Origin of the sequence: Nonomuraea sp. NPDC023979 (assembly GCF_040639085.1) — a bacterium.
GTDB lineage: Bacteria > Actinomycetota > Actinomycetes > Streptosporangiales > Streptosporangiaceae > Nonomuraea > Nonomuraea ceibae.
Genome location: NZ_JBEZZG010000049.1, coordinates 14,903 through 29,410, shown reverse-complemented (window position 1 = coordinate 29,410; position 14,508 = coordinate 14,903). Strand labels below are relative to the sequence as shown.

The window sequence follows — 14,508 nt, the reverse complement described above, 5'->3', positions numbered from 1 at the left end:
CCTTATCGGCGGCCGGTGGGCTCCCAGCCGGGCGCCCCGGTGCGCGGGCCGCGGCTGCGGTAGACGATGTAGGGCCGGGTCAGGTAGCCGATCGGCGCGGTCAGCATGTGCACCAGCCGGGTGAAGGGCCAGATGGTGAAGAGCACAAGTGCGCTGAAGGCGTGCGCCTGGAACAGCAGCGGCGCCCCGGCCATGAGCTCGCCCCGCGGCCGCAGGTAGAAGATCGACCGGAACCAGGGCGAGACGGTCGCCCGGTAGTCGTAGCCGCCGTCGAGCACGTTCGCGGCGACGGTCGCGGCCAGACCCAGCACGATGACGAGGGTCAGGACGGCGTACATGAGCTTGTCGTTGCGGGTGGTGGCGGTGAAGACGGGGCCGACGGTGCGGCGGCGGTACAGCAGGATGGCCAGGCCCGCCAGCGTGCACGCCCCGGCGATGGTGCCGAGGACGACAGCGGTCACGTGGTAGGCGTGCTCGCTGATGCCGGCCGCCTCGGTCCACGACTTGGGGATGACGAGGCCGCCGACGTGGCCGAGGATGACGACGAGGATGCCGAAGTGGAACAGCGGGCTGCCGACGCGCAGCAGCCGCGACTCGTACAGCTGGGACGAGCGGGTGGTCCAGCCGAACTTGTCGTAGCGGTAGCGCCACACGTGCCCGAGCACGAAGACGGTCAGGGCGACGTACGGGCAGATCACCCACAGCAGCAGGTCGAGCGGGTTCATCCGTTTCCTCCGGAGAAGAAGCCGACTTCCTCGGCGGGCGGGCCCTGCTCGGCCAGCCGCAGCGCGGCGGCGCGGTCGCGGGCGGTGGCCGGCGGCAGCGTGGCGCGCACGGCGGCGACCACGTCGGCGTACGGCGAGCCCTCCTCGCGCAGCGCCTCCAGCAGCAGGTCGAGACCGGCCAGGTGCTCGCGCATCAGCCGGACGGCCTGGGCGGTGGCGCCGCGTGCCGACAGCTCGCAGACGACCGCCAGGTGGTCGGGCAGCTCCTCGGGCCCGGGCTCGAACCCGGCCTCGCGGAAGGCCTGCTTGAAGCGGAGCAGCGCCAGGCCGCGCCGGCGGGTGTCGCCGTAGGCGTAGTAGGTCAGGTAGGGCGAGCAGCGCCGTTTCAGGTCGAACGTGGCCACGTAGTGCTCGGCGAGCTCGCCGAGCGGGGTGGCGGCGGCGTGGTCGAGGAAGGCGGCCAGCCGCCGGGCGGGCTCGCCGCGCGGCAGGGCGCGCACGGTGTCGGCGAGCAGCGGCAGCGCCTCGGCCAGCCGCTCGTCGGGGTAGCCGAGCAGGACGGACGCGGCCAGGTGCACGGTTCGGTCGCTCACAACTTGTCCTCCCGGCGCGGGAACAGCCCTTCGGGGGTGCCCTTGCCGTCCCAGTTGAGCAGGTTGACGCGGCCGTGCAGCTCGTCGGCGCGGTCGAGGGCGTCGCCCGCCTGGCGCTGGCGCAGCGCGTGGAAGTTCTCCACGGCGACGGGGGCGGGCGCGCCGGACGCCTCGCCGAACGGGCCGTTCATGCCGGGGCCGCCCTCATAGTCGAGGCTGCAGCCGAGCTCCTCCAGCTGGGCGCCCTGCTCGGCGTGGGCGGCGGGGATCACGTACCGCTCGTCGTAGGGGGCCAGGGCCAGCAGCCGGTGCATCCGCTCGACCTGCTCGCCCGTCATGCCGACGGCCGTGGCGATGGACTCGTCGGGCTCCTGGCCGAGATTGAGGCGGCGCATGTAGGAGCGCATGGCGGCCAGGCGGCGCAGCACGGCGCGGACCGGCTCGGGGTCGCCCGCGCTGAACAGCTCGGCCAGGTAGCCGATCGGGATGCGCAGCGCGTCGATGGCGCCGAACAGGTTGCCGGCGTCCTCGCCGTCGTGCCCGGTGCCCGACAGCGCGTCCACGACGGGTGACAGCGGCGGGATGTACCAGACCATCGGCATCGTCCGGTATTCGGGATGCAGCGGCAGCGCCACCCCGTACTCGAAGATCAGCTGGTGGACGGGCGAGCGGCGGGCGGCCTCCAGCCAGTCGTCCGGGATGCCGTTGGCGCGCGCCCCGGCGATCACCTCCGGGTCGGCGGGGTCGAGCAGCACGCCCTTCTGCGCCTCGAACAGGTCCCGCTCGTCGGCCACGCACGCGGCCTCCTCCACCCGGTCGGCGTCGTACAGGATCAGGCCGATGTAGCGCAGCCGCCCCACGCACGTCTCCGAGCACACGGTCGGGATGCCGACCTCGACCCTCGGATAGCAGAACGTGCACTTCTCCGCCTTGCCGGTGCGGTGGTTGAAGTACACCTTCTTGTACGGGCAGCCCGTCACGCACATGCGCCAGCCTCGGCAGCGGTCCTGGTCGACGAGCACGATGCCGTCCTCGGAGCGCTTGTACAGGGCGCCGGACGGGCAGGAGGCCACGCAGGAGGGGTTCAGGCAGTGCTCGCAGATGCGCGGCAGGTAGAACATGAACGCCCGCTCGAAGTCGAGCTTGACCTCGTCCGACACGCGGCGCAGCACCGGGTCGGCGGCGGTCAGGGCGGGGGCGCCGCCGAGGTCGTCGTCCCAGTTCGCGCTCCACGTGATCTTCGTGGGCTCGCCCGTGATGAGCGAGGTGGGCCGGGCGACCGGGGTGTCCTGGGTGGCGGGGGCGGAGAAGAGCCGGTCGTAGTCGTAGGTCCACGGCTCGTAGTAGTCCTGGATGGACGGCATGAGCGGGTTGGCGAAGATCGTCAGGAGCTTCTTCAGCCGGCCGCCGGCGCGGAGCCGGAGCCGGCCGCGCCGGTTGAGCTCCCAGCCGCCCTTCCACCGCTCCTGGTCCTGGTAGGTGCGGGGGTAGCCCTGGCCTGGGCGGGTCTCGACGTTGTTGAACCACACGTACTCGGTGCCGGCCCGGTTCGTCCACGCCTGCTTGCACGTGACCGAGCACGTGTGGCAGCCGATGCACTTGTCCAGGTTCATGACCATGGCGAGCTGGCCCATGACCCTCATCAGTAGTCGACCTCCTGGGAGCGGCGGCGGATGACGGTGATCTCGTCGCGCTGGTTGCCGGTGGGCCCGAGGTAGTTGAACGCGAACGACAGCTGCGCATAGCCGCCGATCAGGTGGGTGGGCTTGACGAGCAGCCGGGTGAGCGAGTTGTGGATGCCGCCGCGCCGCCCGGAGATCTCGCTCTTGGGCACGTCCACGACCCGTTCCTGGGCGTGGTACATGTACACGGTGCCCTGCGGCATGCGGTGCGAGACGACGGCCCGCGCCACGACGACGCCGTTGCGGTTGACGGCCTCGATCCAGTCGTTGTCGGCGATGCCGGCCCTGGCGGCGTCGGCGGGGCTCATCCAGATCGTCGGCCCGCCGCGCGAGAGCGTCAGCATGAGCAGGTTGTCCTGGTATTCGGAGTGGATCGACCATTTGGAGTGCGGCGTCAGGTAGCGCACGACGATGCCGCGCTCGCCCGACTCGCCGAGCCGGGGCTCGCCGAACATCGCGGTCATGTTCAGCGGCGGCCGGTAGACCGGCAGCGTCTCGCCGGCCTCCTGGATCCAGTCGTGGTCGAGGTAGAAGTGCTGGCGGCCGGTGAGGGTGTGCCAGGGCTTGCGGTGCTCGACGTTGAGCGTGAAGGCGGAGTAGCGGCGCCCGCCCGTCTCGCTGCCCGACCACTCCGGCGAGGTGATCACCGGCACCGGCCTGGCCTGCGTGTCGGCGAAGCGGACGCGCCGGTGCTCCTCGGCCAGCCCGTCGAACGACGTGCCGGTGCGCCGGGCCAGCGTGGCGAACCCCTGCGCGGCCAGCCGCCCGTTCGTGGTGCCCGACAGCGCCAGGATCGCCTCGCACAGGTGGGCGTCGGTCGCCAGCGACGGCCTGCCGGACGGCGTGGCGCCGTTGGCCCGCCGCAGCTCCTCCACCTCCTGCGACAGGTCGAACGCGATGCCCTTGGTGGCGGCGCCGAGCTTGTCGGCGAGCGGGCCGAGCGCGCCCATCTTGGCGGCGATCGCCCCGTAGTCCCGCCGTACCTCGACGATCTTGGGGAAGTCCACGCCGGGCGTCGGCACGTCGCCGGAGGCGCGCCAGTCGCGCACCCGGCCGTGCGGGGTGGCCAGCTCGTCGGGCGTGTCGTGCAGCAGCGGCGCCGCCACCAGGTCCGTGCGGGTGCCCAGGTGGCGGGCCGCGAGCTCGCTGAACGTCTCGGCGATCGCGTGGAAGGCGGCGAAGTCCGTACGGGTCTGCCACGGCGGGTCGATAGCCGGGGTGAAGGCGTGCACGAACGGGTGCATGTCGGTGCTCGACAGGTCGTGCTTCTCGTACCAGGTGGCGGAGGGCAGCACCACGTCGGAGAACAGCGTGGTGGACGTCATCCGGAAGTCCAGCGTCAGCAGCAGGTCGAGCTTGCCCTGCGGCGTCTCCTCCCGCCAGGTGACGTCGCGGGGCCGCCGGTCCGGCCCGGCCTCCTCCGCCCGCAGCGAGGAGTCGGCGCCGAGCAGGTGACGCAGGAAGTACTCGTCGCCCTTGGCGGAGGAGCCGAGCACGTTGGCCCGCCACACGGTCAGCACGCGCGGCCAGTTCTCCGGCGCGTCGGGGTCCTCGCAGGCGAAGCCGAGCCGGCCGGTCGCCACCTGCTCGGCGACGTACGCGCCCGGGTCCCGCCCGGCGGCGGCGGCCTCGTCGGCCAGGTCGAGCGGGTTGCGGGCGAACGTCGGGCAGGACGGCATCCAGCCCATCCGCGCCGAGGCGGCGATCAGGTCGGCGGTGGCGCGCCCGGCGAACGCGCCGCCGCCCAGCGGCGAGGACACCACGTCGGCGCTGAACGTGTCGTAGCGCCACTGGCCGGTGTTCAGGTAGAAGTACGCGGTGCCGATCATCTGCCGGGGCGGGCGCGACCAGTCCTGCGCGGAGGCCAGCAGCGCCCAGCCGGTGATCGGGCGGCACTTCTCCTGGCCGACGTAGTGCGCCCACCCGCCGCCGTTGACGCCCTGGCAGCCGGTCAGCGTCGTCAGCGCCAGGAACGAGCGGTACATGGTGTCGGCGTGGAACCAGTGGTTGGCCCCCGCCCCCATGATGATCATGGATCGGCCGCCGGACTCCTCGGCGTTGCGGGCGAACTCGCGCGCGATCCGCGCCGCCTTCCCGGCCGGCACGCCGGTGATCGGCTCCTGCCAGGCCGGCGTGTACGGCTCGGCGGCGTCGTCGTAGCCGGACGGCCAGCGGCCGGGCAGCCCGTCGCGCGCCACCCCGTACTGGGCGAGCAGCAGGTCGTGGACGGTGGTGACGAGGTGGCCGCCGATCCGCCGGGCGGGCACGCCGCGCTCCAGCACGCCGCCGCTGTCGCCGTCGAAGCGCGGCAGGACGACCGTCACGGGCTCGCCGCCCTCGTACAGGGACAGCGCCGGGTCGAGGTCGCCCAGGTCCAGGTTCCAGCGGCCCTCGCCGTGCTCGGAGTAGCGGAAGCCGAGCGAGCCGTTGGGCAGCGCCGGTCCGCCGGCGCGCTCGTCCCACACGGCCGTGGTGAACGCCGCCTCCTTCCCGTCGTGGCCCAGGTCGGCGGCGGTGAGGAACTTGTCCGGCAGGTAGCGGCCCGGCTCGCGCTCGCGCAGGCACACCAGGAACGGCAGATCGGTGAACTGCCGTACGTAACGGTCGAAGGCGGGCGTGACCCGGTCGACGAAGAACTCCTTGAGGATCACGTGCCCCATCGCCATCGCCAGCGCCCCGTCGGTGCCGGGGTTCGGGGCGAGCCACTCGTCGGCGAACTTGGCCGCGTCGCTGTAGTCCGGCGACATCACCACGACCTTCTGGCCCCGGTAGCGCGCCTCGGCCATGTAGTGGGCGTCCGGGGTGCGGGTGACGGGCACGTTCGAGCCCCACAGCATCAGGTAGGAGGCGTCCCACCAGTCGGCCGACTCCGGCACGTCGGTCTGGTCGCCGAACACCTGCGGCGAGGCCACCGGCAGGTCGGCGTACCAGTCGTAGAACGACAGCATCGCGCCGCCGATCAGCGAGATGAACCGGGCGCCCACCGCGTGCGAGGCCATCGACATCGCCGGGATCGGGGAGAAGCCCGCCACCCGGTCCGGCCCGTACGTCTTGATCGCGTGCACGTGCGCGGCCGCGACGATCTCGGTGGCCTCCTCCCAGGTGACCCGGACCAGCCCGCCCTTGCCCCGCGCCGACTGATACTTGCGCCGCTTGTCCGGGTCCGTGGTGATCTCGGCCCAGGCGGCGACCGGGTCGCCGAGCCGCTTCTTCGCCTCCCGGTACAGGCTCACCAGGACGCCGCGCGCGTACGGGTAACGCACCCGCGTCGGCGAGTAGGTGTACCAGGAGAACGCGGCGCCGCGCGGGCAGCCGCGCGGCTCGTACTCCGGCCGGTCGCCGCCCACGCTCGGGTAGTCGGTCTGCTGCGCCTCCCAGGTGATCACGCCGTCCTTGACGTACACCTTCCACGAGCACGAGCCGGTGCAGTTCACGCCGTGCGTGGAGCGCACCACCTTGTCGTGGCTCCACCGGTCCCGGTAGAAGGCGTCGCCCTGCCGGCCGCCGATCTGGTGCAGCGTCCGCAGGTCGGCCGAGACCTCCCCGGGGCGCAGGTAGCGGCCCAGCCTCAGCAGCGCGTCGCTGATCGGGCCGTCGATGCCGGCCATAGGGATCACACCTCTCCGTCAGGCACGCGCCCGGGGGCGCAGGACGAACCAGCAGTAGACGAACGCGCCGCACGCCACCGCCGCCAGCAGCATCAGCCCGATCGCGTACGAGCCGGTGGCCTGGTAGATCAGGCCCATCACGATCGGCGGCAGGAAGCCGCCCAGGCCGCCGGCGGCGCCGACGACGCCGGTGGCGCTGCCCACCATCGCGCCGGGCACCGCCCGGCCGAGCACGGCGAACACCGCGCCGTTGCCGAGGCCGAGCGCCGCCGCCATCACCAGGAAGCCCACGGTGGCCAGGGGCATGGCCGGCGCGAACGACACCGCGACCGCGCACACCGCCACCACGGCCAGCGCCCAGCCGAGCACCCGCTCGCCGCCCAGCCGGTCGGCCAGCCAGCCGCCGACGGGCCTGGCCACCGTCGACAGCACGACGAACCCGGCGCTGCGCGCGGCGGCGTCGGCGACCTCCAGGTGGTAGACGCTCCTCAGGTACAGCGGCAGATAGACGCCGAACGCGACAAAGCCGCCGAACGTCAGCGCGTACATCCCGGCCAGCTCCCGCGTGGTGCGCAGCCGGGCGGCGGCCAGGAAGCGGCGGCCGAACGGCTCGGTCGCGGGCTCGGCGCCCGGCGCGTCCCGCCCGAACACCAGCATGACCACGCCGATGACGGCGAGCGCGACCGCGACGGTCCAGAACGGCGCCTGCTGGCCGAAGCGCTGCGCCAGCCACGGCGTGGCGAACCCGGAGATCGCGGTGCCGATGTTGCCCGCGCCGAACACGCCCAGCGCCAGGCCGCGCCGCTCGGGCGGGAACCAGGCGTTGACGAACGGCACTCCGACCGCGAACGTCGCCCCGGTCAGCCCCAGCACGAACCCGCCGGCGAGCAGCGCGGGATAGCTGGCCGCGTACGCCAGGAACACCACCGGGACGATGCCGAGCAGCGTGGTGACGCCGAACACGAGCCTGCCGCCGTAGCGGTCGGTCAGCGCGCCGAGCACGATCCGGCCCAGCGAGCCGACGATGACGGGCACCGCGACCAGCACCGACACCTCGAACGCGGTCAGCCGGAGCTGCTTCTCGTAGACCCCGCCGAGCGGGCTCAGCAGTCCCCACGCCCAGAAGTTGACCGCGAACGCGACCGTCGCGAGCACCAGCATGGCGACGCGGCTCGTCGTGGACGTGCCGGGCATGGACGACCTCCAGGCTCCACAAGGGACTTACCTGGCGTTACTCCCCCGAATTCGTCGCGGTAGACCTGGTGCGGATGAGACGCCTGAGGAGAACGCCCAGGTAGAGCAGCCAGCCGGCCGTCACCACGGCCAGCGTGGCGACCGGCCGCCAGCCGCCCGGCCCGGCGAGCTCCTCCAGCGACCGGCGGCAGATCGCCACCGTGACGGGCACCGTGTAGCAGGCGAAGAAGGCCAGCCCGAGCACCCGCCCGGCCACCAGGAACCACGCGTACACCCGCACGCCGCGCCGCGCATCGCCGCCCCGCCGTCGCAGGTAGGCCCGCGCGTCGGCCATCAGGTTCTTCTCCCCGGTGGCGTTGGCGACGGCGTAGTAGACGTCGGTGCGCATGAAGAACAGGAACTGCCAGGCGATCTGCGCCAGGCAGATCACCATGACCAGCCGCGCCACCGGCGCGTCCGTCACGGCCAGCACGCACGCGCAGGCGCACGCCAGCAGCCAGTCGACCCGCATCCCCGCCAGGTAGGCCCGGTAGCGGGCCCGGCGGGGCACCGCCCACACGCCGGTGATCCGCGTCTGCACGACCAGGAACTGCATCCGGGTGCCCAGCGACAGCTCCGCCCGCACGCCCAGCGACCGGGCGGCGGCGATGTGGCCCAGCTCGTGCACCAGCACGAGCAGCCACGACCCGGCCGCGAACGCCAGCGTGAACGCGAGGCTGTCGGCCCACACCAGCGTCGCCGGGTCCGGCAGCACGCCCGGCCGGGTGAGCGCGGCGGCGATCGCGCAGCCGGTCAGCAGCAGCAGCGCGGCGTCGGCCGGGCGGGAGAACAGCCACGCCACGTGCCCCGGCCTGATCCGGTCCCACACGTTGGGCGGGCGGCGCGGCGGGCTCAGCAGCCCGGCGCCGTCCAGGCCGCTGACGAACGCCTCCACGTCCACGTCGACGCCCCGCTCGGCCAGCACCCGGGCGCGCGCCTCGGCGGCCGTCCTGGTGCCGTCGAGCGCCGCGACCACGGCCGCCGCCACCTCCGGGACGTGCACGAACGTCTCGCCGTTGCCGACCACGTAGTCGTCCGGCCCGTCGGCGACGACGCTGAGGAACGACAGGTCCGTCCTCACCCGCAGACCCCGCACCCGGCGTCGCGCCCGTACGCCCTCGTGGTCGTCTCCAGCGTCAGCAGGTCCAGCCACACCGCCCGGCCGCGCAGCGCGGGCGGGCCGGTGCCGGTCAGGTGGCGGATCACCTCCGAGGCGAGCATCCCGGCCACGATCGCGCACAGCGGCCCGAACGACGGCGCGGCCCGGCCCTCGTTGTCGCTGACGGGCAGCTCGGCGGTGCCGTAGCGGGCGGCCAGGGCGCGTTCCTGGCAGGTCAGGCAGCCGGTCTCGCCGGGGACGACGAGCGGACCGGCCAGCCCGGTGTGCTGGTTGAAGCCGCCGGTCACGAAGGGCACGCCCGCCTCGACGCAGGCTTCGTTGACCCAGCGGCGGATGTGCGGCTGCGGGGTGTCGACGGTGTTGACGACCAGGTCGGCGTCCGTGGGCACGTCGCGCGGGCCGGTGATGCGCCGCGTGACCTGGGTGATCTCCACCTCTGGGCTGCGGCGGCGCAGCGCGCGGGCGGCGGCGTCGGTCTTGGCCGCGCCCAGGTCGTCCATCGTGTAGAGGTGCTGACGGTGCAGGTTGCCGAGCTCCACCCGGTCGTCGTCGAGCAGCGTCAGCCTGCCCACGCCCGAGGTCGCCAGGTGCAGGGCGACGCCCGCGCCGATCGCCCCGGCGCCGAGCACCGCCACGTGCGCCCGCGCCAGGTCGCCGAGTGCGGCGGCGGCCCGCCCCGCCGGATGGAACATCGCCAGGAACAGCCCGAACCGCCCCAGCCGGTCGTCGGCCGCCAGCGCGCCGAGGTCGGCCTCGGTCACCAGCACCCGCGCCTCCAGCAGCCGGTCGACCGCCGCGTCGATCTCCCGGGGCGCCACCTCGGGAATGAGCGCGTGCAACTCGCCGCGCGCCACCGGCTCGCGCGCGCACAGCCGGATGAGCCGGCGCAGCGGCTCCGGTGCGGGATCCAGGATCTGCCCGGTGGGCGGAAAGTCCCCCAGTCTGACTTTATTATTGACGTCATCAACAAAAAGTGGAAAAGCCGGATTCACCTGAACCCTTGCCAATGCCGCTCCCGGAACGCTGAGGTGCGGGGCCTCCTCCCGCGACGAAGGCCCCGCCGACGGTCAGCAACTGTTGCTGTTGCCTGTCGTCTCCACTTCTTCGACCTTCTTGATCTCGATCGTCATCGGCGATCCCTTCGTCGATCGTGATTGGCCGATGCGATCGTAAGAAAAAAAGGGGCGATTGCGATAGACCCAACGACATTTTTTCCTTGTTTGACAAAAGCCGCTATTCCAGTGAGAGAATCCTCAACCATGAGCGCCGGGGAGAAGGTGCGCTACTGGCGCCATCCAGGAATGGGCGGGCTCGACCTCATGCGCGCCCGCTACGTCGGCCACCGCTTCAGCCGCCACAGCCACGACACCTACGCCATCGGCGCCGTCGAGTCCGGCGCCGAGGCCATCCACCTGCCGGGCGGCCTGGCCCACGCCGGCGTCCACGAGGTCGTGCTCATCGACCCCGGCGTCGTCCACACCGGCCACGCCCACACCCCCGGCGGCTGGACGTACCGCGTCCTCTACCCCACGCCCGCCCAGCTCACCGCGCTCACCGGCCGCGACGCCCCGTCCTTCGCCCGGCCGGTGGTCACCGACGCCCGCCTCGCCGCGCTCGTCGTCGCCGCGCACCGCGCCGCCGAGACCGAGGACCCGCTCACCGCCGACACCGCCCTCCACCTGCTGCTGGCCCGCCTCGTCGCCACCCAGGCCCGGCCCCGCGCCGCCGCCCGCACCCTGTCCCGCGCCCTCTCCCGCACCGCCGCCGGGCCCACCGCCGCCGCCCGCGCCCGCGACCTCCTGCACGCCTGCCTCTCCCCGGAGACCCCCGCCGCCGCCCCGGCGGCGTGGAACTTTCACGCCCGCCCGCCCGGCCTGCGGGAGCTCGCCGAGGCCGTCGGGACCACGCCGTTCGCGCTCGTGCGGACCTTCCGCCGCGCCTACGGCCTGCCGCCGCACGCCTACCTCACCCAGCTCCGCGTACGCCGCGCCCGCGAACTCCTGGCACGCGGCACGCCCCCCGCCGAGGCGGCCCAGGCCGCCGGGTTCTGCGACCAGTCGCACCTGTCACGCCACTTCCGCCGCATCGTCGGCACCACCCCCGGCGCCTACCAGCGAGCGGTGCAAGAACATCCAATCCCCCACACGCCGGGCCTTCCTACCGTGTCCGGATGACGCATCACCCCATCGTGCCCCTCGACCCCACCGGCGACGCCCTCCACGACCTGACCCGCGAGGCGACCGCGTTCCTGACCGATTGGCTCTCCGAACTGCCCGCCTCCCCCGCCAGCGACTACCGCGACACCGCCCGCCTGACCGCCCTGCTGCGCCGCCCGCCCGGCGACGACCCCGGACACCTCGGCGACCTCCTGGACACCTTCCGCCAGGCAGCCGGCCAGGGCGTCAACACCGCCGGCCCCGGCTACCTCGCCTACTTCCCCGCCGGCGGCCTCGTCTCCTCCGTGCTCGCCGAGATGCTCGCCCAGGCCGCCAACCGCTTCACCGGCGTCGCCCAGACCGCGCCCGCGCTCGTCGCCATGGAACACGGCGTCCTCACCTGGCTGGCCGCCCGCTTCGGCCTCCCGCCCGGCTCCGGCGGCCTCGTCACCACCGGCGCCTCACCGGCCAACCTGTCCGCCCTCGTCGCCGCCCGCCACGCCCGGCTCGGCGAGGACGCCCGCGACGGCACCCTGTACGTCACCGAGCACACCCACCTCAGCATCGCCAAGGCCGCCCGCATCGCCGGCCTGCCCGGCCGCGGCGTCCGCGTCGTGCCCTCCACCCCCGACCTGCGCATGGACGTGGCCGCCGCCGCCCGCATGATCGAAGCCGACCGCGCCGCCGGGCTGCGCCCCTTCCTCCTGGCGGGCACCGCCGGCACCACCAGCACCGGCACCGTCGACCCGCTCCCCGAACTGGCCCGCCTCGCCCGCGCCCACGACCTGTGGTTCCACGTCGACGCCGCCTACGGAGGCGGCTTCCAGCTCACCCGCCGAGGCCGCGCCACGCTCACCGGGATCGGCGAGGCCGACTCCATCGCCTTCGACCCGCACAAGAGCCTGTTCCTGCCGTACGGGACGGGCGTGCTCCTCGTCCGCGACCCCGCCCTGCTGCACGCCGCCCACGCCGCCGACGGCCAGTACCTCCAGGACATCGGCCAGATCGGCGACCTGCCCGACTTCGGCCACCTCGGCGTCGAACTGACCCGCGAGTTCCGCGGCCTGCGCCTGTGGCTGCCGCTGCACCTGCACGGGGTGCGGGCCTTCGAGGAAGCCCTGGACGAGAAACTCGACCAGGCCGCCCTCGTCCACCGCGAACTCGCCGCCGACCCGCGCCTCGACGTCCCCTGGGAACCGGACCTCACCGTCGTCGTCTTCCGGCCGCGCGGCGGCGACGAGGCGGGCCGCGAACTGCTCGCCAGGATCAACGCCACCCGCCGCGTCTACCTGTCGAGCACCACCCTGGGCGGGCGCTTCTACCTGCGGCTGTGCGTCCTCAGCGTCCGCACCCGGCCGTCCCACGTCCGCCTGGCCCTCGACACCATCCGCACCACCCTCGACCACCTCACCCCCACCCCCTGACCCCACCCCCGGGACCGGAGCCCCAGCGGCCACTCCACCCGCACGCCCACGGACGCCCACCCGCAGGTGAACCCCGGTTCGGAGGGACGCCCCTGTCCGGGTGAGCGCCACATCCGGGCGGACGCCGCGGCCAGGCGGACGCCCCTCGGGGGGACGTCGCGCGTGGGGAAACTCCGGGCGCGAGGATGCCCGGGCCGGGGGACGCCCCTTCCGGGGACGCTCGGTCCGGGCGGGCAGCTTCCGGGCGGGCGCCCTCTCCAGGGGGGCGGCCCCCGTTCAGGGGACCTTGTGGGAGCGCGAGCTTCCCTCCAGGCCGTCGGGAAGGGGCGGGTTCCCCCGGGGTTCAGTCGGGGGCGGGGCGGCGTTCCAGCAGGTGCTTGCGCCGGAGAAGGGCGGCGCGGCGGGTGTGGGCGCGTACGGCGAGGAGGAGGGCGGCGGCGAGGAAGGCGCCGCCCACGGCCAGGGCGGGCAGCGGCGGGGTGGTGAAGGCGGCGACCAGGGCGGTCGTGGCGGCGGAGGCGACGACGGCGAGCCAGGCGGCGATGACCCGGTCAGTGGCGAAGAGCGGGACCCGCCGGGTGACCAGCCACCCCCCGTAGGCCGCCCAGGCCAGGCAGAACGCCTGGAACAGGGCGAAGGCCAGGTGGGTGCGCCCCGGCAGCGCCTCCTCGCTCGACCACAGCGCCCCCACGAACGCCGCCCCCGCCAGCCCCGCCACCAGCGCCACCACGGCGCGGACGCGGCTCCACGGCGACAGCGGCCCGGCCAGCCGGTCGATCATCTCCTGCGCCGTCGGGCGCGGCTCCTCATCCATGACTCTCCCTCAGTCGTCGCGCCAGCAGGCGGCGGGCCCGGTTCAGCCGGGACTTGACGGTGCCGGGCGGAATCCCGCACACCTGCGCGCATTCCTCCACGGTCAGCTCCTCCAGGTAGAACAGGACGAGCACCTCCCGTTCGGCCACGGGCAGCGCGGCCAGCCCGGCGACGAGCGAGGCGCGGTCCACCATCGCCTCGACGGGGTCGCCGGCGGCGGGTTCGGCGGCGGCGGGCTCCTCGGCGCGCCCGTACTCCTCGCGCAGCCGGTCGGCGACGGCCCGCCGGGCGACGGTGAACAGCCACGGCGTGAACCGTCCGGGTTCGCGCAGCCGGGGCAGCCCGCGCACCACCGCGAGCCAGATCTCCTGGGTCACGTCGTCGGCCCGCCCGGCGTCCAGCATGCGCCGCGTGTACGTCCACACGCGCGGATGCCAGCGGCGTACCAGTTCGGCCAGCGCCGCGCGCTCGCCGAGCTGGGCGCGCACCACCAGCAGCTCGTCCGTCATGTCGCCCCTCTCGTCAACCGGCTCAGTCGGCCCGGACGACCCCCCGGTTCACGATTCCCACATATGGGATATCGTCTCGCATATGGGAGACCTGGCGGAGAGACTCGCCGAGCGGCTGGCCGAGCTGCGGGCCGAGCGCGGCTGGTCGCTGGAGGAGCTGGCCGCCCGCGCCGGGATCAGCCGCTCGACCCTGTCCCGCCTCGAACGCGCGGAGATCAGCCCGACGGCCACCCTGCTCGGCAAGCTCTGCGCGGTCTACGGCCGGACGATGTCCCGCCTGCTCGCCGAGGTGGAGGCGGAGCCGCCCCAGCTCGTACGGGCCGCCGCGCAGCCGGTGTGGCGCGACGAGGCGTCCGGGTTCACCCGCAGGTCGGTGTCGCCGCCGCATCCCGGCCTGCGCGGCGAGGTCGTCGAAGGCGCCCTGCGCCCCGGCGCCGACCTGGCCTACGACGCCCCGCCCGTGCCCGGCCTGGAGCAGCACATCTGGGTCCTGGAAGGGGTCGTGGAGATCACCGCCGGCGGGCGGACGCACCGGCTGGAGGCGGGCGACTGCCTGCGCTTCCGCCTCTGGGGCCGCTCCCGCTTCCACTGCCCCGGCCCCGCCCCCGTCCGCTACGCCCTGCTCGTCGTCCTGCCGTGAAGGAG

At 73.8% G+C, this 14,508-nt stretch carries 12 protein-coding genes; 3 read left to right on the top strand and 9 right to left on the bottom strand.

The window, feature by feature from the left end:
* Nucleotides 1-2: 2 nt before the first annotated feature.
* Genes narI through AB0G11_RS45495 form a run of 7 tightly spaced genes read right to left on the bottom strand, consistent with a single transcriptional unit; the run spans nucleotide 3 to nucleotide 9,953 of the window.
* On the bottom strand, nucleotides 3-725 hold the full coding sequence (gene narI, locus AB0G11_RS45525) for a respiratory nitrate reductase subunit gamma (RefSeq protein WP_219512214.1): 723 nt from the start codon (nucleotides 723-725) through the stop codon (nucleotides 3-5).
* The gene (narJ, locus tag AB0G11_RS45520) at nucleotides 722-1,318 is read right to left on the bottom strand and encodes a nitrate reductase molybdenum cofactor assembly chaperone (RefSeq protein WP_357593256.1); all 597 of its coding nucleotides are present in this window, start codon (nucleotides 1,316-1,318) and stop codon (nucleotides 722-724) included. Before narJ ends, narI begins: the two co-directional genes overlap by 4 nt.
* The gene (gene narH / locus AB0G11_RS45515) at nucleotides 1,315-2,961 is read right to left on the bottom strand and encodes a nitrate reductase subunit beta (protein ID WP_357593254.1); all 1,647 of its coding nucleotides are present in this window, start codon (nucleotides 2,959-2,961) and stop codon (nucleotides 1,315-1,317) included. The genes narJ and narH overlap by 4 nt, the downstream gene beginning before the upstream one ends.
* Nucleotides 2,961-6,608 (bottom strand): nitrate reductase subunit alpha, encoded by a 3,648-nt coding sequence (locus tag AB0G11_RS45510; RefSeq protein ID WP_357593252.1) that lies wholly within the window; start codon nucleotides 6,606-6,608, stop codon nucleotides 2,961-2,963. Before AB0G11_RS45510 ends, narH begins: the two co-directional genes overlap by 1 nt.
* A gap of 18 nt (nucleotides 6,609-6,626) precedes the next feature.
* Nucleotides 6,627-7,802, bottom strand: a complete 1,176-nt coding sequence (locus AB0G11_RS45505) for an MFS transporter (RefSeq protein WP_357593250.1) — start codon at nucleotides 7,800-7,802, stop codon at nucleotides 6,627-6,629.
* A gap of 37 nt (nucleotides 7,803-7,839) precedes the next feature.
* Complete coding sequence (locus AB0G11_RS45500) at nucleotides 7,840-8,922, bottom strand: hypothetical protein (protein ID WP_219512264.1); 1,083 nt, start codon at nucleotides 8,920-8,922, stop codon at nucleotides 7,840-7,842.
* Nucleotides 8,919-9,953, bottom strand: a complete 1,035-nt coding sequence (locus tag AB0G11_RS45495) for a TOMM precursor leader peptide-binding protein (protein ID WP_219512265.1) — start codon at nucleotides 9,951-9,953, stop codon at nucleotides 8,919-8,921. The genes AB0G11_RS45500 and AB0G11_RS45495 overlap by 4 nt, the downstream gene beginning before the upstream one ends.
* A 267-nt stretch (nucleotides 9,954-10,220) precedes the next feature.
* Here AB0G11_RS45495 and AB0G11_RS45490 point away from each other — a divergent pair, with 267 nt between their 5' ends.
* Together AB0G11_RS45490 and AB0G11_RS45485 are read left to right on the top strand one after the other, a co-directional pair.
* Entirely contained in the window at nucleotides 10,221-11,135 is a 915-nt protein-coding gene (locus AB0G11_RS45490; RefSeq protein ID WP_357593248.1) for an AraC family transcriptional regulator, read from the top strand.
* Nucleotides 11,132-12,541, top strand: coding sequence for an aminotransferase class V-fold PLP-dependent enzyme (locus AB0G11_RS45485; RefSeq protein WP_357593246.1), 1,410 nt, complete (start codon nucleotides 11,132-11,134; stop codon nucleotides 12,539-12,541). Before AB0G11_RS45490 ends, AB0G11_RS45485 begins: the two co-directional genes overlap by 4 nt.
* A 343-nt stretch (nucleotides 12,542-12,884) precedes the next feature.
* On the opposite strand, the gene AB0G11_RS45480 is transcribed toward AB0G11_RS45485, so the two are convergent.
* Nucleotides 12,885-13,355 carry a hypothetical protein gene (locus tag AB0G11_RS45480; RefSeq protein WP_357593244.1) on the bottom strand — a complete coding sequence of 157 codons (471 nt, stop codon included), beginning with the start codon at nucleotides 13,353-13,355 and terminating at the stop codon, nucleotides 12,885-12,887.
* Nucleotides 13,348-13,863, bottom strand: a complete 516-nt coding sequence (locus AB0G11_RS45475) for a sigma-70 family RNA polymerase sigma factor (protein WP_219512283.1) — start codon at nucleotides 13,861-13,863, stop codon at nucleotides 13,348-13,350. Before AB0G11_RS45475 ends, AB0G11_RS45480 begins: the two co-directional genes overlap by 8 nt.
* A gap of 82 nt (nucleotides 13,864-13,945) precedes the next feature.
* Here AB0G11_RS45475 and AB0G11_RS45470 point away from each other — a divergent pair, with 82 nt between their 5' ends.
* Entirely contained in the window at nucleotides 13,946-14,503 is a 558-nt protein-coding gene (locus AB0G11_RS45470; RefSeq protein ID WP_219512285.1) for an XRE family transcriptional regulator, read from the top strand.
* Nucleotides 14,504-14,508 lie beyond the last annotated feature (5 nt).